Below are 17,666 nucleotides of genomic sequence, written 5' to 3'. Positions count from 1 at the left end.
CGATCCCGAGTTGCGGGCTTGGGTAAACTGACTACATTGGTTTCCAAGAGGGGTTGCTATGCGGCACCCTTATGACGTTGTTCGACAAGGAGTTCCCAAGTGCAGGCACAAGCGCGCAGTATTTCCGTCCAAAGGGACGACAGTGTTGGTTTCATGCGGCTGATGTGGTTGGCCTTTGCGGGGATGTTGCTTGTTCTGGCCCAATCCGTCGCCGCGCAGGCGCGGAGCGAAAGCCTGGCGCCGCTGGCCGAAAAGATCAGCCCGGCAGTGGTGAACATCACCACATCGACCCTGATCGAAGGGCAAACTGGCCCGCAAGGGATCGTGCCCGAAGGCTCTCCGTTCGAGGATTTCTTTCGCGAGTTTCAGGACCGAGATGGTGAAGAGGGCGACCGCCCACGCCGCAGCAATGCGCTGGGATCGGGTTTTGTGATTTCCGAGGACGGTTATATCGTCACCAACAACCACGTCATTGCGGAAGCTGATGAAATCCTTGTGGAATTCTTTCCAGGCGACGGCCAGCCCAAGAAAGAGCTGCCCGCCAAGGTGATTGGCACAGATGAAAAAACAGACATCGCGCTGCTCAAGGTCGAAGCTTCGGGCCCGCTACAATATGTGCAATTCGGTGACAGCGACATTGCGCGTGTGGGGGATTGGGTGATTGCCATGGGTAACCCGCTGGGGCAGGGCTTTTCTGTTTCGGCTGGTATCGTTTCGGCCCGCAACCGGGCGCTGAGCGGTTCTTATGACGACTATATTCAGACGGACGCAGCCATTAACCGGGGGAACTCGGGCGGGCCGCTGTTTAATATGAACGGCGAGGTGATCGGCGTGAACACCGCGATCCTGTCGCCCAATGGCGGCTCCATCGGGATCGGGTTCTCGATGGCGTCCAACGTGGTCGTTAAGGTCGTCGACCAACTGCGCGAATTCGGTGAAACCCGCCGTGGCTGGCTGGGCGTGCGCATTCAAGACGTGACCGAGGACATGGCCGAGGCGATGGGGCTGGACAAACCCGGCGGCGCGCTGATCAGCGATGTACCGGACGGTCCGGCCAAAGATGCGGGCCTGCTTGCAGGTGATGTTATCCTCAGCTTTGACGGGGTCGAGGTCGAAGATACGCGCGGTCTGGTGCGTCAGGTGGGCGAGACTACGGTTGGCAAGTCGGTTCGTGTTGTGGTGCATCGCGACGGGGGCACTCAGACCGTTCTGGTCACGCTGGGCCGTCGAGAGGAAGCGGAACGCGCGGATAGCGAGGAAGAGGAAACACCAGATGCCGCGCCTGAGGAAAACGCCGATATTCTGGGCCTGACGATTTCACCCCTGACGGATACGTTGCGCACCGATCTTGATTTGGATGCGGAGGCAGAAGGGCTGGTTGTGACTGCGGTGGACGAAGCGTCCGAAGCTTTTTCCAAGGGGCTGCGCGCCGGTGATCTGATTACCGAAGCCGGTCAGCAGAAGGTCAGCTCTATTGAAGATCTCGAGGCCCGCATGGAAGAAGCGCGTGAGGCAGGCCGCAAGTCGTTGTTGTTGCTGGTGCGCCGTGGCGGTGAACCGCGCTTTGTGGCGCTGAGCCTGGGCGAGTAACTGACACCAAAATAACCCAAAAGGCCGGGGTTATCGCTCCGGCTTTTTTGCGTTTTTGGGGGGTGGAAAAAAGGTGAGCCACACGCCGGGGAGGCGCATGGCTCTGATACAGGGAGAGGTCAGTGGACAGATATCGGGGATGATTCTCTGACCTCCTACGGTAACAACTAAGAGATTAGTCTTGATGTTGTAAAAGGTCTGTGAAGCAGGTCACAGGGATCAGATCAGGTCGGATTCTGCCAGTTCGCGCAGGGCTTGGAAATCCTGAATCATCAACCCGCCACGCGAAGCTTCGACCACGTTGTCGCGTTTCCAGGTCGAGATCGTCTTGGACACCGCCTCGCGCGTGGCGCCAACGAATTCGGCAAGTTCGCTTTGCGACAGGGTGATCCGGGTCGATGGGTCATCCTGAAGTCCGGACAGGTGTAACAGCTTGCGGGCCAACCGGATTGGCATCGGCAGGAACACCTGCTCATTCAGCTGCGACCCCATCCACCGCATGCGCAGACCGGCCAATCGGATCAAGTCAACCGCCAGATCGGGGTGCTGGCGAATTTGCTCCATCACATCCCCCTGCCGGACACGCAGAATGCGCGAGGATTCTGCCGCGGCGATGGTGGCTGTGCGAGGGCCGCTGTCGAACAGTGCAATCTCTCCGAACACCTCACCAGGGCGCATAAGGGTCAGCGACAGCTTGCGGCCGCTCATGGCCAGAAAGGACACCTCAAGCGTACCTTCGAGAATGGCGTACAATGCGTCACCTTCGTCACCCTGTTCAAACAGGACGTCACCACGTTCCAGTGCGATTTCAGTCGCCTGGGCGGAAAGCATGGCTTTCAACCCGTCGGATGCCTCGGACAGGAAGCCGCTGTCTGGGAAAGCCGTCATGAGTTCCAGATTCTCCGGCTGTGAGTGTTTTGGTGGTGACACAACTTTCCACAGGTTCGGCGTTAAGCCAAGGTTTTTGTCGGCATCGGCCGACAAACCATCGCAAACGTATGAGGCGAACGCCTTCCCAACCGGTTCATCTACTGGTGGTCGGGGTCATCCATATAGCTTTGCAGCAGATTGAATTGCAGCATCAGAAACACCATCAGCGCTATGGGAAAGCCGAATGTTTCGATCTTGACCCAAAGGTCGGTGGACATCGTCCGCCAGACAAATTCGTTGGCCACCGCCAGAACCGCGAAACAACCGCAGAGTCGCCGGGTCAGGATCATCCAACCCTCGTGGCGCATCGGCAGCATCTCGTCCAGGACATAGGCGAGGTAGGATTTGCCTTGCAGCAGACCGATGCCAAGCATGATTGAAAAGAAGCCGTAGACCAGCGTGGTTTTCATTTTGAAAAACCGCTCGTCATTGAACCAGGCGGTCAGGCCGCCAAAGAAGATGACCATGAATGCGGTGAAAATCTGTATCCGGCTGAGCTTACCGGTCAGGAACCAAAGAACCCCCATCGCGCCCAGCATCAGCGGCACGAAAAGGATGGTGGCAATGATAAAACCGGAATACTCGATGCCGCCGATCAGGAAGCTGTCGTCGCGCAGGCGTAGGTAGATGAAGAAAAAAGCCAGTGGAGGCCCAAGCTCCAGCACTTGTTTCAGAAACGGGTTGATCTCTTTTTTGCCTGACATAGTGGTTTCCTGCTGCTTACCCGCCCATTTCAACTATTACGGCGCCGAGTGCAATCAATGCCATCAGTGCAATCCGCCGTGGCCCCACGGTTTCCTTCAACACCAGCCATCCGATCAGGGCCGCAAAGACGGTTGAGGTTTCACGTAGGACTGCCGCTTCGCCGACCTTGTCGAGCCTTGTGGCCAGCATGATGGCTCCGAAAGACATTGGGGCGATAATGCCGCCTGCAAGGCCGCGCAGCATCAAAGGCCCAATGGTAGGCCGATTGATCATCGCGCGCCATCTCAGAAAGGCATAGATCGGCATGGTCGCACCGTCGATCATGAAGAACCAGGCCAGAAAGGTGAACGGATCGGCAGTGGCGCGGATGCCATAGGCGTCATAGGTGGTGTAAAGCGCCACGAACAAGCCGGTCGAAACGGCCAATACCAGCGCTATGCCCAGCGTGTCGCGGTTGGTTTCGAGAAACCGAAAGTTATAGGCGGCCAATCCAAAGATACCAGCCAGCAGGACAGCCACGCCGAACCACTGGGTACCGGTGAAGGTTTCTCCGAACAGCAGGTAGGCACCGATGACGGTGAACAGGGGGCCTGTGCCGCGGACAACCGGATAGACGACAGTGTAAGAGCCCTTGGTATAGGCCATCGCCTGCAGAACTTTGTAGGCGACATGGATCAGCCAGACGGTGGCAAAGATTGGCCACATGTAGGGTTCTGGCCACGGTACTACAAAAAAAGCGAACGGGGCGGCCATCAGGCAATAGCTAGCGTCGATCGCACCGCGTGATAGCCATGGATCGTGGCGGCCTTTTTGCAGGGCGCCGAACACTGCGTGCAGAAAGGCGGCCATCAAAGCAAGCCCCAGGGCGAGTTGATGGCCTGCTTCCGTGCCTTCGAGAGAGATCAGCCAGTCGCTCAAGTGTCAGATCATTTCGCTGGGAGGGGGCGGGGATTTTCCATCCCCAGACCCCCGGAAGGTATTTGAGGCCAGATAAAGCTGCGGTTCAGGACTGATCCAGACCAGTGAGCGCGGCGGCGAATTCTTCGGGGTCGAAAGCAGCGAGGTCATCAATCTGCTCTCCGACGCCGATGGCGTGAATGGGCAGGCCGAACTTGTCAGCCAGTGCGACCAGAACGCCGCCCTTGGCCGTGCCGTCCAGTTTGGTCATCACCAGGCCCGAGACATCGGCTAGATTGCGGAAAGTTTCCACCTGGCTCAGCGCGTTCTGACCGGTGGTGGCGTCCAGCACCAGCAATGTGTTGTGCGGTGCGGTTTCGTCTTTCTTACGGATAACACGGACGATCTTGGCCAGTTCTTCCATCAGGTCGGCGCGGTTTTGCAGCCGACCGGCGGTGTCGATCATCAGCAGGTCGGCTCCGTCCTCTTGCGCCTTGGTGAGCGCGTCGAAGGCAAGGCTGGCCGGATCGGACCCTTCAGGGGCGGTCAGGACGGGCACGCCCGCGCGTTCGCCCCAGACTTGCAGCTGTTCGACAGCGGCAGCGCGGAAGGTATCTCCCGCAGCGATCACGACCTTTTTGCCGGCAGCTTTGAACTGGCTGGCCAGTTTGCCGATCGTTGTGGTTTTACCTGAGCCGTTCACGCCGACGACCAGCACCACTTGCGGACGTTTGGCATAGATGGGCAGGGGTTTGGCGACTGGCTCCATTACGCGGGCCACTTCCTGCGCCAAAAGCTGTTTGATTTCCTGGGTCGAGAGTTTGCGGCCAAAGCGCCCTTCGGCCATGTTGGCGGTGACACGTAAGGCAGTATCTACGCCCATATCCGAGGCGATCAGCAGCTCTTCGAGCTGTTCCAGCATGTCGTCGTCCAGCGTACGGCGCACGGCGGTTTTGGCCTCGCTGCGACCGAACAATCGACCCAACACGCCTTTGGAAGGTGTCGCCTCGGGGGGCGGGGGGGCAGGTGTCGGATCAACAGGCGCGGGCTCGGGTACCTCAACCGGTTGCGGCGCTGGCGTAGGTTCGGGCACCTCTGGGACTGGTTGGGGAACTTCCGGTACGGGTTCCGGCTGCGGCTCGGGGTCCGGGATGATCGGGTCGGGTGCGACTGTTTCCTCGCCCCCATCTTCAACAATGGCCTCAAGCCCCTGTTCGAGGCGGGACGAGGATTTGAACAACTTGTCCATGAGCTTTGAGAAAAACGCCATTTTTGGTCTCCGCAGGTGTTCCCCTCACCTAATGCGGATTTGCGGCAGTTGCAAAGGGTCAGAGGAACGCAATCAGCAGACCCGCCTGAGCACCCCAATAAAGTGGCCAGACCAGATAAGGCGTGATCTTCAGGGCGGGGTGGCCCTTGGGCAGCAGGAACTTCTCGGTTGCCAAGATAAGATCCGAGGCAATGAAGGCCAGAGCTGCAGGCAAGGCCCATCTCAGGGCGCCGGTTTCGGGCAGGGTCAGTACGGCGACGCCCATCCCCAGAATGATCGGAATATAGCCCAGAACAGGGCCTTTGAGGTTCCCGGCCCGTGGGGCCAACAGGGTGGCGGCGACAATGCCTAGAATGATAAGGGACCAGAAATATCCAGGCTGGTCGAAAATCAGGGCAAGATTGCTTGAAGGATGAGTGAGAAACAGGGCGATATATGCAAGGTGACCTGCGGCAAAGGCCCCAATCCCGGACATGAAAGTGCTGTCAGTTTCGCGCGACAACAGCGCGTCGCCAATGGCGCACAATAAGAGCGCGACCACCAGAAGAAGCGGACCTGCACCCAACAAGGCAGTCACGGCCAGCAGTGCGACGGATGCAGTTTTCAACACGGATCGCAATGTGCTGGCCGGACGCGGCGACAGCGGTAGGTAGGCCAAAGCACAAGCAGCCGCGAGCCAGAACAGTACAGTTGTCATAGATACCTCTCCGTTTTCAGTAGCTTGTGACGGGTTGTTGATTCACCTCAACCGTGACGTTGAGGCAGGGATCCTGCGGAAATGGTGATTGGCGCCGGACAATTGCTTCTGACACAATGTGGCTATGCTCAGATATCTTGTGATTCTTCTTCTGCTGCCCGCGTATTCAGCGACGGCTCAATCAGCCCTGTCGGGTGCGGATTTTGACGACTACACGCGGGGGAAAACCCTGTTCTACGGTTTTCAGGGGCAGGTATATGGCGTCGAACGGTACTTGCCCAATCGCCGCGTCATCTGGTCGTTTCTGGATGGCGATTGCAAGCATGGCGTCTGGTACGAAAAGGATGCCCAGATCTGTTTCATCTACGAAGACCGTCTGGACCCACAATGCTGGGTGTTCACCCGATCAGGGGGTGGTCTGATCGCGCAATTCGAAGGCGACCCGGAAGAAACCGAGCTTTATGAGGCCGAGGATGTCGACGAAGAGATGATCTGCTATGGGCCGGATGTTGGTGTCTGAGATCGGTTCAGAACAATGAACCCTGATCTGGCGCGTCTTTTTTGGGCGTTTTTTTCGTAGCTGATCGTGGGGCAGCTGTTTGACCGGTGGTCAGCACGCCATCGGCGAATTCTATCTCAAGTGAGCCATGCTTTGCAGCCTGAGCTTTTGTCGTGACAACCTGATCCTCGGCGCGGACCACGGCATAACCCCGTTGCAATGTTGCCTTGTAGCTGAGCGTTTCGCGTAGGCGGTCGGTGGCGTCCAGCTTTTGTCGCATCCGGTCCAGGCGCGTTGTTTGGGCGGCGTTCATACGCTCGGCCAACCGGGTGATGGACTGGCGCTGTATCTCGATTTCACGCTGAATGGGACGCAAGGACAGGCGTGACGACAGACTTCGCACGGCTTCTTGTCGGCTTGAAACAAGATTGCGCAAGGTCGAAGGGCGCAAATGGGCGGAAAGTTTAACCACTTGTAGGCGGCGGTTCTGCACACCGCGCTCAAGCGCCGGGGTCAGGCGATCTGCAATCAAATCAAGCCGTTGGCGCGGGGTATTCAACAGGCTGTCCGGTCGCGGTAGCGCACGCGATAGGTCGCGCAGGCGCTGCGACCGACGTTGGACCGCATCGGTTGCGGCACGCGACAGACGTGCGCCTTGTTCGCCGGTCCAGGCCAGCAGCTCTATCCGTACAGGTACGGCCAGTTCGGCGGCGGCGGTCGGGGTGGGCGCGCGACGGTCTGAGACGTAGTCAATCAGCGTCGTGTCCGTCTCGTGCCCCACGGCCGAGATCAGCGGGATATCTGATCCCGCAGCGGCGCGCGCCACGATTTCCTCATTAAATCCCCACAGATCTTCGATCGATCCGCCGCCTCGGGCGACGATGATCAGGTCGGGGCGCGGTAGAGCCCCGCCGGGTGTTAGTTTGTTGAACCCGTTGATCGCATTTGCAACTTCGGGGGCACAGTTCGACCCCTGCACGGCGACTGGCCAGATCAGAACCTTACGCGGGAACCGATCCCGCAGGCGGTGCAGTATGTCCCGGATCACCGCCCCTGAGGGAGAGGTCACAACACCGATGACCTGTGGCAGATAGGGCAGCGGTTTTTTACGCTCGGGGGCAAACAGCCCTTCGGCCTCAAGCTGTTTCTTGCGTTTCTCCAGCAACGCCATCAGCGCGCCTTGTCCGGCAACGGCGACCTCATCGACGTTCAAGTTGTATTTCGACTGCGCGCCAAATGCGGTCAGTCGACCGGTGACCACAACCTCCAACCCTTCTTCGGGGACAACGGACAAGCCCGAGATCTGGCCTTTCCATGTGGTGCAGGCCAGCACATTCCGGTCATCCTTGATGTCGTAATAGAGATGACCCGAGCGCGCCTTGAACACGCGCCCGACCTCGCCGCGCACACGGATTCGACCGAACGTGCCTTCTAGCGTGCGTTTCACCTCGCCCGAGATGTCCGAGACAGTGTATTCAGGGGTGTTTTGGCCGGGAATGGGGTCGTCAAGCAGGTCGGACATTTCAGCGCCTTGTGTCAAATGCCCGGCCAGCTTAGAACGCGCGCAAGGCGAGGCCAAGCAGATCGGAGTGCATTCATGAATATCCTCATTCTCGGCAGTGGTGGGCGGGAACACAGCCTGGCTTGGGCGGTGATGCAGAACCCTAAATGTGACCGTCTGATCGTGGCGCCGGGAAATGCCGGGATCGCGCTGATCGCGGATTGTGCCGCGCTGGATATTGAGAACGGTGGGGACGTCGTTAGTTTTGCTGAGGAAAACGCGATTGACTTCGTGATTGTAGGCCCCGAGGCACCCTTGGCTGCCGGCGTGGCGGATCGCCTGCGCGAAGCAGGCGTGCTGGTTTTTGGACCTTCTGCGGCCGCAGCCCAGTTGGAGGCGTCGAAAAGTTTTACCAAGGAAATCTGCGATGCGTCGGGCGCACCGACCGCAGCCTATGCGCGGTTTACCGAGGCTGAACCAGCCAAAGCCTATATTCGCGAACAAGGGGCTCCGATTGTCGTCAAGGCTGACGGATTGGCCGCAGGCAAGGGCGTGATCGTGGCGATGGATGACCAAACCGCTCTGGACGCCATCGACGACATGTTCGGCGGTGCTTTTGGCGGGGCAGGGGCCGAGGTTGTCATCGAAGAGTTCATGGATGGAGAAGAGGCGTCACTGTTCGTGCTGTGCGATGGCGAGAACATCCTGTCCGTCGGCACCGCACAAGACCACAAGCGCGTGGGCGAGGGTGATACCGGACTGAATACTGGCGGTATGGGCGCCTATTCACCGGCACCGGTTTTGAGTGCTGAGATCGAAGAACGCGCGATGGAAGAGATTATCAAGCCCACCGTGGCCGAAATGAAGCGTCGTGGTATGCCGTTTCAGGGCGTCCTTTATGCCGGTCTGATGATCAAGGACGGTCAGCCTCGGTTGGTAGAATACAATGTGCGCTTTGGTGATCCCGAGTGTCAGGTTCTTATGATGCGCCTCGGTGCGCAGGCGATGGATCTGATGCATGCCGCTGCCGAGGGCCGGTTGGCCGAGGCGCGGGTAAACTGGGCGGATGATCATGCCCTGACCGTGGTGATGGCGGCGAATGGATATCCGGGTGCGTACGAAAAGGGCAGTGTGATCAATGGTCTGGTGGGCCTTCCCGAGGATAGCGGGAATATGGTGTTCCACGCCGGAACAAAGGCTTCGGAGGGTCAGATCGTGGCCTCTGGCGGTCGCGTACTGAATGTCACTGCCCGTGGAGGCACATTGCAAGAGGCACGGGACCGGGCCTATGCGGCGGTCGACGGGATTGACTGGCCCGATGGGTTTTTCCGCCGCGACATTGGCTGGCGGGCGCTCTGATCCAAAACGCTCCCGCGTCCTGACGCTGCATCAAAGATGCACCGCCAAAGGCCTTGGGCCGGGCAGCCCGCTGGCGCGGGCTGCGGTCGGTTCTATTTTGGACAGGTCAGTGCCCCTTTCATTGCGGATGGGGTAAAGGGCAGCAGTTCCCGTTTTTTCCAGCCATCATCGTAGTTGACGCTGACAATGCTGCTCCAGTCAGCGTTGACCACAATAATTTCACGGTTTCCTCCGCATTTGCGAATGCCACCGGTGATGAAGTCCTCTCCAATCTGGTGATTGGTCAGACCGGGTAGGGTTGCGATCTCGGTCAGTGCGCTGTTCTGAAATCGCCAAATGCGCAGGGTTTTGGCTAGATGCGGGCGGTCGATGTAAGCAATCTCGACTAGCCCGTCACCATCCAGATCTGCAGCGCCAATTGGAGCGAGCCAGCGAAAGCGGGTCCCAATGTGGGGCGTGGCTGCGATCTTTTCTCCGCGTGCATCATAGATTGCGAGTTGTGCACCGGCATGGACGTTGGACTCCACGACGATCACTTCGTTTGATCCATCTAGATTGATATCGACTAGACGGGGACTGAGGTCTTCAAAGACGCGATCAAGCGGCAACTTGATGGTCAGAACCGAGCGTTTGTATACCGGCTGGATGAAGAGCGTTTTAGTTGACGTATTCGAAACTTTGAGTTCAAGCGCGCCATATTCGATGTCGTCGCCCAGTACGCCGTGGGCATAGCGCGTCGTTGGCTCAGTGAAGCGGGCGCTTGTGATGGTGTCTGCAGCTGCTGGTCCCATCTCCGCCAGCCACACACTCAACGCCAGCACCGCGCCGCGTGCCCGATGTTGCCACAGACAGGCGGGCAGACGCGGCGCTTTGGAAAGCATCAGATCTGCTTTTCGGGCATCTGTACCACCAGACCGTCCAACTCATCCGTGACCTTGATCTGGCAGGTCAGGCGCGAACGGGTCGGGTCGGGCTCATAGGCAAAATCCAGCATGTCTTCTTCCATGTCATCCTTGCCTGGGACTTTCTCGACCCAGTCGGGGTGGATGTAGACGTGGCAGGTCGAGCAGGCGCACGCGCCGCCGCAGTCGGCCTCGATGCCGGGGATGTTGTTGTCGCGGGCCCCTTCCATGACTGTCAGCCCGTTGGCGACCTCGACTGTATGTTCGGTACCGCCATGCTCGACATAGGTGATCTTTGCCATTGCGTGCGTCTTCCTTTTTCGGTTTTCGAATTCTTCCTTAGTGAAGGCGTTTAGGTCTTTCCAGTACCATTTGCGACTCAACACGCCGTGTCTGGACTTTCCTGCAGTTTGTTCTATTTTTGTTCTCATGCTTGTTGCCCCTGTTCATCCTGCGGTTTCAAACCGGAACTGGCCGCGCCCGCCGACCTGTTTGCCAGCCAACCGGCTGGACGACCCGCCCGAAGGCGCGCGCGTGGCTGTCGCCGGGCTGGTGATTCTGCGGCAGAGACCGGGGACAGCCAAGGGGGTGATCTTTGTCACGCTTGAGGATGAGACCGGTATCGTGAACGTGGTCGTCTGGCGGAAAATCTACGAACAATTCCGCCGCGCGGTGATTTCCGGGCGCCTGTTGCGGGTCACGGGCCGGATGCAGCGGGCGCATTCGGTGACCCATGTGATCGCGGAAGAGATCGAGGATATCTCATCAATGCTGGATGTATTGGTACGGGGGGAGGGTTAGGCCTCTAGCGACAAACAGATCCGCTGCGGCGGCGCGCTGTGTCAAAATGGAAATGCCCTTTGTGATAGCGGTCGGCGTCCGGACCCAGAACTGTGCCGAACAGACCGCAAGCACCTGCATGAAGCTCACGCATGGCGTCGCTTGTATCTTCAGCTGTCCACCCGTCGCGTACCGTGATCACAGTGCCATCCAAGAGTACGAAAGATGAGATATCAATCGCGCGACCGCGGGCGTGTTCCGACATTCGCGCGCGCGGCTGATTGTTCTGTGTCTTGCACGCATAATGGCCGGCCAGACGAATTCCTTTCAAACCGCCACCCTGATCCGCAAAGGTCGGTTTGGCCGTGTTCTCCAGCCAAGTCTTGAGCGTGATGGCGGTTTCGCAATCCATCAGCGCCAATTGGCTGAGAAAGACATCAGACACCACGCGGATACGCACGGGATCGGCAATGCCGCATCCCCTGTACTTTCCTCTAAAGGGTTTTCGGCTCTCGCCGAGAATGGTCCAGTCACCACACACCGCACCGCGATCGCGCATCCGTTCGCGGCCAACCTCGATCTGACGGAATTTGCAGGGTCGCAGTCGCGGTCTGGGTGATACAGTCAGTTCGCGCTTGGCGGGGGCTGCGACGGCGTCTTCCTCCAACAGGACGTCCAATTCAGCGGACAGGTCATAGGCCACCAGTTCATGCGGTTGAGCCTGCGCAGGCTCCTCGCAATCTGGCGCGGCACTCGCCATTCCTGCGCATAAAATAAACAGAGGGGTTAAAACTCGCATAAAACAACTCGTTCATTTTCCGGCCCGACCGATGGTCGCCTGACCAGCCTCAAAGCAGGTGTCGAGGCGTGGACCAGTCTAGGCTTTGAAAATCCTTTTCCTATTCAAAGCCAGAGTATAGCAGGGATTTCTCATCGCTTGAACAAATTGCTCTGTGCTGGCTTTCCCTTGTTGCCACAGCGCATGTCGAAATGCTGTGCGCATTTGGTGCCCAATTTGAACGCAGAGATGTTGAGGATATCTCGCGGAGCTGGATGTGATGGTGCGGGCGGGGGATAGGTCTGCAATGCGGACAAATCTGCCGTTCGAACGCAGCGTAGCAAAGTCCCCTTTAGAACCAAGAGTTCGAATGCGGGGATGTTGAATCAAGAAATTGGTTAAAACTGTCTGCCAATCCGAAATGAAGGTTTACTACTACATTCGCTGTCGTTTCGTATCTTTAGCGACTTGAGCCACTCAAGTAAGCGCAAGACACAACCACCTGCCTCACACACCTTGAGTTGTGACAAGTTGGAAATGTAGAACCTGTTCATTTCAACAGGTTCTCCTTTCCATAAACTGGCTAACGTTCAGGCAAGCTCACGCGCAATGTGGCGTGCTTGGGCCTGAGCTGAGGCGACCGAAGCTTTGTGACGCTCATCAGCGAATTCCTGATACTCGGCCGCAGCTTCGAACATGCGTTCTGCGCCCAGGTACTTGCGCAATGTGCTGATATGCGCAGAAAGGTGACCCGAGTCATTGCGAATCCCACCGTCCTCAAAGCCGAATTCGCCAGCCGATGTCAGCAGCACCAGGGTTTTGCCGGACATGATCGGTTCCAGAGGGAAGTCGCCGCGCGCCAAATCAAACGTAAACGTCTTGTTGATCCGGATGATCTGATCAAACCAAGCCTTCAGCGCTGCGGGCATGCCGTAGTTGTACATGGGCGTCGAAATCAGCAGGATGTCGGAGCGGTCGAGCTCGTCAATCAGCGTGTCAGACAAACTGACCAAAGCGCTCTGTTCAGGAGTACGTTCCTCTTCTGCTGTAAAGACGGACGCGATCCAATCGTTGGAAATGAAATCTGGCGGGGTCATTCCGACGTCACGCACAATAATTTCAACGTCGGGATCAACCGTTTTCCACTCTTCCACGAAACTGTCCGCCAAAGCGCGGGAAATGGAGTTATAGGCCGCAACAGGGTTGTCGGTGTGGCGCACGCTGGCGTCAATTCTCAGGATTGTGGTCATCTTGTCACCTAGTCAGTTTGCAATGGACCATTCAAAGGTGAAGCCAGTGACGCGCAGGTACAAATGAAGAGAATTCTGAATGGAGTGAAATGACCTCAGCCATCTCTAATCGCTGAAAAAATCTTCTCCAGATAAGACGCCGTCGCAAGTACATCCGCGTCCCTGTTTGCGCCGCCGCTCAAGGATAGGCTGACCCCCGGTCTCCGTTCTCCAAATGGAATGGAAATTGTTGGCGCATTGAGGAAAGCAGCTTTCATCGATACCGACAGGATAAGGGCGTTTTCCCGTGCAAAGACCCCTTTATCGAGGGTCACGGCCTGAACAGACGGCGGGTACGACGGCAATGTCGGGTAAAGCAGCATCTTCCCTGCCAGTTCCCTGCCAAAGTCCGGGATGAGGGCCCGCCGGATTTCGAGCAATGCCTGCAGATCTTTGCCAAGTATTGAAGCCGCCTGAGCAAGCCGATCCTGCACATTTGGGTCCAGTCTGGCCTGCTGGTCTCCGACCAAACTTGGCAGAAGACGAAAGGCTTCGGCACTCACCAGCGTTCCGCAGGTTTGGAAGACCTCCGTGACACGAGTGAAACTTCGGATATCAACTCTTTCCAATTCGATGCCATGCTCGGACAAATGCTGCTGAGCCTGTTCGTACATAGCCTTGATTTCCGGGGTGAATCCCACCAGGGCATCTTCCCTCAGGCACAGAATTTGACGGCGGGCGTGCCCGGTTTCTTTGCAATCCGACAAAGCGCGATCCACAGCGCAAATCTGACTGACGTTTAAAGCGAGTGAGCCTGGCGTATCCATAGAAGGCGCCAGAGGTAAAATCCCGGCGCTTTCATAGCGGTCCATAGTTGGGCGAAACCCCACCAGGCCCTGACAGGCGGCCGGAATGCGCACGGAGCCGGAGGTATCTGTGCCCAATGCGATGTCGGCCAAGCCCATGGCAACGGCTGACGCCGATCCGCTCGAGGACCCTCCAGGCACCATTGTGCTGTCCAACACATTCAGAGGGGTGCCGAAATGCGGATTAACTCCGAGCCCCGAGAAGGCGAACTCTGACATGTTCACATGGCCTAAGACGATCGCGCCCGCAGAACGGAGCCTGGCGACGATCGGGGCGTCATTGTCTGCTGGTTGAGGATCGATGGCCAAGGATCCCGCATGGCTTCGGAACGTTTGCACGTCGATATTGGCCTTGACCGCAAGAAACTGGCCGTCCAACGGGCCAAGCAGCCTTCCTTCGGCCTGCCGCGCGGCGGCGGATCGGGCATCCTGCAACAGTCTATCTGGCGCAACGCTAAGGAATATCTCGCGATGCGCGTCGAGCGAATCCAGAAAGTCGCGCGTCCGTTGAAGGATATTCATGCCGTCAGAACCGGAGTCTGATAATAAGGCAGTTCTTCAACCCGTACGCTTTGCCGGTCTGCCTCATATTGCATGCGCACGTGCTGTGCGATCTCTCCGAGAGTAGCGAACCAGACGTCACCCCTGTTCAAGACAGAATCCATCCAGTCTTCCACCTGCCGCCACCGCGCCAAACGCCCGGTCAGGAAGGGATGCCAGATGCCAATCCAGAAGCCACCTTCTTCGTATTGGGCTTCGAATTCCTCCCAAAATGGGGTCAGCCCGGCGCGTGGCCCGGCGACGGGCATCATGTAACCAATTTCCTCATAGTGGGCGAATTGCGGCCAGTCGTCGGTCCCCCAATGCGATGGAAGTTCGACCAAAGTCCGGCCGCCTGATCGCATGAGGTATGGCACATCATCCGCCATCAGCGAACTGTCATAGTCGAATTCATGCTTGTTCAGCAGGTCGATGACGGCTTGCGTCACATTGTAAACCGGTGCGCGATAGCCTTTTGGAACATTGCCCAGAACCCGCTTATGCGACTCCAGCGCGCGTTCGAACCAATAGGCTTGTTCAGACGCGCTGTGGTTTGTCGGGTCTTCGTGCAAATAGCCATGATGGCCGATTTCATGACCATCTTTCAGGATGGCTTGCATTGCATCTGGATATTGCTCCACGACCCATCCGGGGGCGAAGAAGGACTGTTTCAGCCCGAGACGTTTGTAGGTTTCTAGAATCCGAGGGATGGCAACCGTCGGCCCGTAGCGCCCCATGGAGATCGGATAGAGGCGATCATGCCCATCGACCGGCCTTGCGATATGGATCAGGCTGTCCGCATCGATATCAAAGGTGATCGCACAGGCGCATCGCGCGCCGTTTGGCCAGATTATTTTCTTCTGCATGGTCTTGCTCCTCTGTCACAATTGCTGGGCGTTGTTCGTCAGCCAATCGTCATACCAGCGCTGCAATGCGGATTTGACGGCGGCATATTCACTAGCGCTCAGCCTTTGATCCGCGGCGCGCTGCATGCCGTCGGTGATGTTTTGAAGAATTATCTTTTCGTCGCACTTTTTGGTCTCGCCGTGCGAAACGGCCAGTTGTCCGCCGGTGAAGACGCTCTGGATATCCGTAGATTTTGCCGAGCTGACCAACAGCTCAACCGGATCAATGCCGGGGTCCAACCAGGGACCTTCAAGACGGTCCAGGCGCAGGATCACAAAGTCGGCGCGCTTGCCGACGGACAGGCTTCCGATGCTGTGATCCATTCCCATCAAACGCGCGCCACCCATAGTGGCCATGTCGAAAACATCCTTCGCGGTCAGGCTAGGGTTCGCCCGATCACTTGACCAATAAAGGCTTTGCGCCAGACGCATTTCGGCGAACATGTCGTCATCACCTGCCAGGCTGGTCCCATCCATCCCCAGTGCGAGGTTGATGCCCATCCGCTTCATCAATGGCGCGGGTGCAATGCCGGAACGCAGCCGCAAATTGGAGCTGGGATTACACACGATATGCGCCCGCACCTCGGCCACTCGCGCCAGATCTTTTTCGTCCGCCCAGACCATATGCACCAAAGACAAGCCGTCAGTGAGCAGGCCAACTTTGCCCAATTCTGCAATGGCACCCTGAAAACTCCAGGCTGTAGCCGACAGGTGTTGCAGTCGAGACTCCTCGGCATGGGTGTGAATGCGCTGGCCACTTTCGCGAATCTTCCTGGCGATGTTGCGCAGGGTCTCTCGGCCCGTCCAATGCGGTGCCGTGGGACCAAACCACACATCAGCGCATTCTGAAGCCGCGTATTCGCCATGCATCCGGGACAGAAGCCGCACAAAACTTTGCGGTTCAATACGTGCGCGCGCAACGTGCTGGCGCTGCAGTTTGCATCGCAGAACCTCGGGCAAGGTAGTCAGAAACGACTGGCTTTGCCCATATGGATGTACAAGCTGGTTGTGCCATCTCTCGCCCGGCGCGATGGCGCAAGACAGGCCAAGCCCGTTATATACGGCGATTTTGTCCCATATCTTCGCTTCGGCAATGGCCGCTGTCTGACCCGCGGTGCAGGCATCCACAACAGCCGTTACCCCATTCTTCAGCAAGCGCATTGCCGCGTATTCGGTGGCGAGGCGCGGCGCAACGTCGGCTGCGCCAGCGGAGGCGAAAATCCAAGGCTCTAACAGGTCATCCCGTATCCCTTGGTTTATCAGGTTCACCCCATAGCAATGGTGATGCGCATTCACAAACCCGGGCAGGATCGCCGTGTTTGTGTCCAAGTGCACCCTTGCGCTGGGATAACGTGACTTCAATACGGCCAGAGGCGCCAATCCACCTATTCTGCCGTCTAGAACATAAAGCGCGAAGTCGTCGTGACTGTGAAAGGCATCTTCGATGATCCAGCGGGCAGAAAATATGTCGCCGCCATCAGCCGTCATGAACAACAAATTCCAGTGCGCTCGGCTTGCCTTCGTCCCCGTTGACTGGAGTGATATCTTGCGGGCAGGCCGACATAACGGCGTAGACTGGCATCTCAGCTTTGAAGGTCATGCTGTCCCCCGGCTTTGACACTGGCGCAGCCCAGGCAAGGCTGCCATCTGGGTGAACTGGTACGTTCATCCACAGATTGAACGGAGCTGGCACATGCGGTGCTTTTTTCCCGATAGCAAGCAAGGCCTGCCTCAAGTTGTCGGCGCAATTGTCGTGGTAATCGGTGACGCCCATTTGCTTGTACCGGTTGGCATCGCAAGCGGCGATCGTTGTGTCATGAACACCCGGCGATGTGTCTTGGGTCAGCGTCAGAAGAGGATTGCGCAGATTGCTGACCAACCTGTCACCGATCTTTGGGAAAACAGACAGAAGATCCGTATGCACATGCGGCATGGACAAATATTCATGCAGCTCTGCCGCATTGAACGCCCAGAAATCGCAGACTTGCCAGCCGGTCGGATTGGTGATGGTCAAAGTTTGTTCGGCTGTCAAACGCACCGCGACGCCGCGACGTGCTGGCACTGTATACCGTTCTGCAATGACCGGGACGCCGTCGGCAGAGACCGTGCTGTCCAGAGTTTGATTGAAACCATCGGGTTGGGAAGGGTCAAAACTATGCATGCGCAAGAACTCCTGATTAGGGGTTCAGAAACGCATGCTTCTCGGCAATTTAGAAAT

At 57.7% G+C, this 17,666-nt stretch carries 18 protein-coding genes; 4 read left to right on the top strand and 14 right to left on the bottom strand.

Going from position 1 to position 17,666, the window contains the following annotated elements:
- Positions 1-153: 153 nt before the first annotated feature.
- Entirely contained in the window at positions 154-1,590 is a 1,437-nt protein-coding gene (locus ACR0LY_RS05515) for a DegQ family serine endoprotease (protein ID WP_174820436.1), read from the top strand.
- Between the two features lie 219 nt (positions 1,591-1,809).
- On the opposite strand, the gene ACR0LY_RS05510 is transcribed toward ACR0LY_RS05515, so the two are convergent.
- The 5 genes from ACR0LY_RS05510 to ACR0LY_RS05490 form a co-directional block, all read right to left on the bottom strand.
- Positions 1,810-2,478, bottom strand: a complete 669-nt coding sequence (locus ACR0LY_RS05510; protein ID WP_170348298.1) for a Crp/Fnr family transcriptional regulator — start codon at positions 2,476-2,478, stop codon at positions 1,810-1,812.
- Positions 2,479-2,618: 140 nt separating this feature from the next.
- Positions 2,619-3,224 (bottom strand): inner membrane-spanning protein YciB, encoded by a 606-nt coding sequence (locus ACR0LY_RS05505; protein ID WP_170348299.1) that lies wholly within the window; start codon positions 3,222-3,224, stop codon positions 2,619-2,621.
- A 16-nt stretch (positions 3,225-3,240) separates the two neighbouring features.
- Positions 3,241-4,143, bottom strand: coding sequence for an EamA family transporter (locus ACR0LY_RS05500; RefSeq protein WP_170348300.1), 903 nt, complete (start codon positions 4,141-4,143; stop codon positions 3,241-3,243).
- An 85-nt stretch (positions 4,144-4,228) separates the two neighbouring features.
- Positions 4,229-5,392, bottom strand: a complete 1,164-nt coding sequence (ftsY, locus tag ACR0LY_RS05495; protein ID WP_480567085.1) for a signal recognition particle-docking protein FtsY — start codon at positions 5,390-5,392, stop codon at positions 4,229-4,231.
- Between the two features lie 58 nt (positions 5,393-5,450).
- Positions 5,451-6,089 (bottom strand): lysoplasmalogenase, encoded by a 639-nt coding sequence (locus ACR0LY_RS05490; RefSeq protein ID WP_170348302.1) that lies wholly within the window; start codon positions 6,087-6,089, stop codon positions 5,451-5,453.
- A 124-nt stretch (positions 6,090-6,213) separates the two neighbouring features.
- On the opposite strand from ACR0LY_RS05490, the gene ACR0LY_RS05485 reads away from it, so the two are divergent.
- The gene (locus tag ACR0LY_RS05485) at positions 6,214-6,609 is read left to right on the top strand and encodes a hypothetical protein (protein WP_170348303.1); all 396 of its coding nucleotides are present in this window, start codon (positions 6,214-6,216) and stop codon (positions 6,607-6,609) included.
- A 7-nt stretch (positions 6,610-6,616) separates the two neighbouring features.
- On the opposite strand, the gene xseA is transcribed toward ACR0LY_RS05485, so the two are convergent.
- Positions 6,617-8,110 (bottom strand): exodeoxyribonuclease VII large subunit, encoded by a 1,494-nt coding sequence (gene xseA / locus ACR0LY_RS05480; protein WP_170348304.1) that lies wholly within the window; start codon positions 8,108-8,110, stop codon positions 6,617-6,619.
- 75 nt (positions 8,111-8,185) lie between these two features.
- On the opposite strand from xseA, the gene purD reads away from it, so the two are divergent.
- A complete protein-coding gene (purD, locus tag ACR0LY_RS05475) occupies positions 8,186-9,448 on the top strand; it encodes a phosphoribosylamine--glycine ligase (RefSeq protein WP_170348305.1) in 1,263 nt (420 codons plus the stop codon).
- 92 nt (positions 9,449-9,540) lie between these two features.
- On the opposite strand, the gene ACR0LY_RS05470 is transcribed toward purD, so the two are convergent.
- Both ACR0LY_RS05470 and ACR0LY_RS05465 read right to left on the bottom strand, forming a co-directional pair.
- Positions 9,541-10,329 (bottom strand): FG-GAP repeat domain-containing protein, encoded by a 789-nt coding sequence (locus ACR0LY_RS05470; protein WP_170348306.1) that lies wholly within the window; start codon positions 10,327-10,329, stop codon positions 9,541-9,543.
- Positions 10,329-10,652, bottom strand: a complete 324-nt coding sequence (locus ACR0LY_RS05465; protein ID WP_170348307.1) for a 2Fe-2S iron-sulfur cluster-binding protein — start codon at positions 10,650-10,652, stop codon at positions 10,329-10,331. Before ACR0LY_RS05465 ends, ACR0LY_RS05470 begins: the two co-directional genes overlap by 1 nt.
- Positions 10,653-10,779: 127 nt before the next feature.
- On the opposite strand from ACR0LY_RS05465, the gene ACR0LY_RS05460 reads away from it, so the two are divergent.
- On the top strand, positions 10,780-11,151 hold the full coding sequence (locus tag ACR0LY_RS05460; RefSeq protein WP_170348308.1) for an OB-fold nucleic acid binding domain-containing protein: 372 nt from the start codon (positions 10,780-10,782) through the stop codon (positions 11,149-11,151).
- A gap of 4 nt (positions 11,152-11,155) precedes the next feature.
- Here ACR0LY_RS05460 and ACR0LY_RS05455 read toward each other — a convergent pair whose 3' ends face one another.
- From ACR0LY_RS05455 to ACR0LY_RS05430, 6 genes are all read right to left on the bottom strand, one after another.
- The gene (locus tag ACR0LY_RS05455; protein WP_254440168.1) at positions 11,156-11,890 is read right to left on the bottom strand and encodes an extensin-like domain-containing protein; all 735 of its coding nucleotides are present in this window, start codon (positions 11,888-11,890) and stop codon (positions 11,156-11,158) included.
- A gap of 608 nt (positions 11,891-12,498) precedes the next feature.
- Positions 12,499-13,158: an FMN-dependent NADH-azoreductase gene (locus ACR0LY_RS05450; RefSeq protein ID WP_170348310.1), complete on the bottom strand. Its 660-nt coding sequence runs from the start codon at positions 13,156-13,158 to the stop codon at positions 12,499-12,501.
- 95 nt (positions 13,159-13,253) lie between these two features.
- Positions 13,254-14,525 (bottom strand): amidase family protein, encoded by a 1,272-nt coding sequence (locus ACR0LY_RS05445; RefSeq protein ID WP_170348311.1) that lies wholly within the window; start codon positions 14,523-14,525, stop codon positions 13,254-13,256.
- A complete protein-coding gene (locus ACR0LY_RS05440) occupies positions 14,522-15,409 on the bottom strand; it encodes a polysaccharide deacetylase family protein (RefSeq protein ID WP_170348312.1) in 888 nt (295 codons plus the stop codon). Before ACR0LY_RS05440 ends, ACR0LY_RS05445 begins: the two co-directional genes overlap by 4 nt.
- A gap of 15 nt (positions 15,410-15,424) precedes the next feature.
- On the bottom strand, positions 15,425-16,936 hold the full coding sequence (locus ACR0LY_RS05435; protein ID WP_170348313.1) for an amidohydrolase family protein: 1,512 nt from the start codon (positions 16,934-16,936) through the stop codon (positions 15,425-15,427).
- Positions 16,926-17,609: a DUF1989 domain-containing protein gene (locus ACR0LY_RS05430; RefSeq protein WP_170348314.1), complete on the bottom strand. Its 684-nt coding sequence runs from the start codon at positions 17,607-17,609 to the stop codon at positions 16,926-16,928. Before ACR0LY_RS05430 ends, ACR0LY_RS05435 begins: the two co-directional genes overlap by 11 nt.
- Between the last annotated feature and the right edge of the window lie 57 nt (positions 17,610-17,666).

It is taken from the genome of Ruegeria sp. BC5 (assembly GCF_056539205.1).
This window is presented reverse-complemented; position numbering and strand designations above follow the sequence as displayed.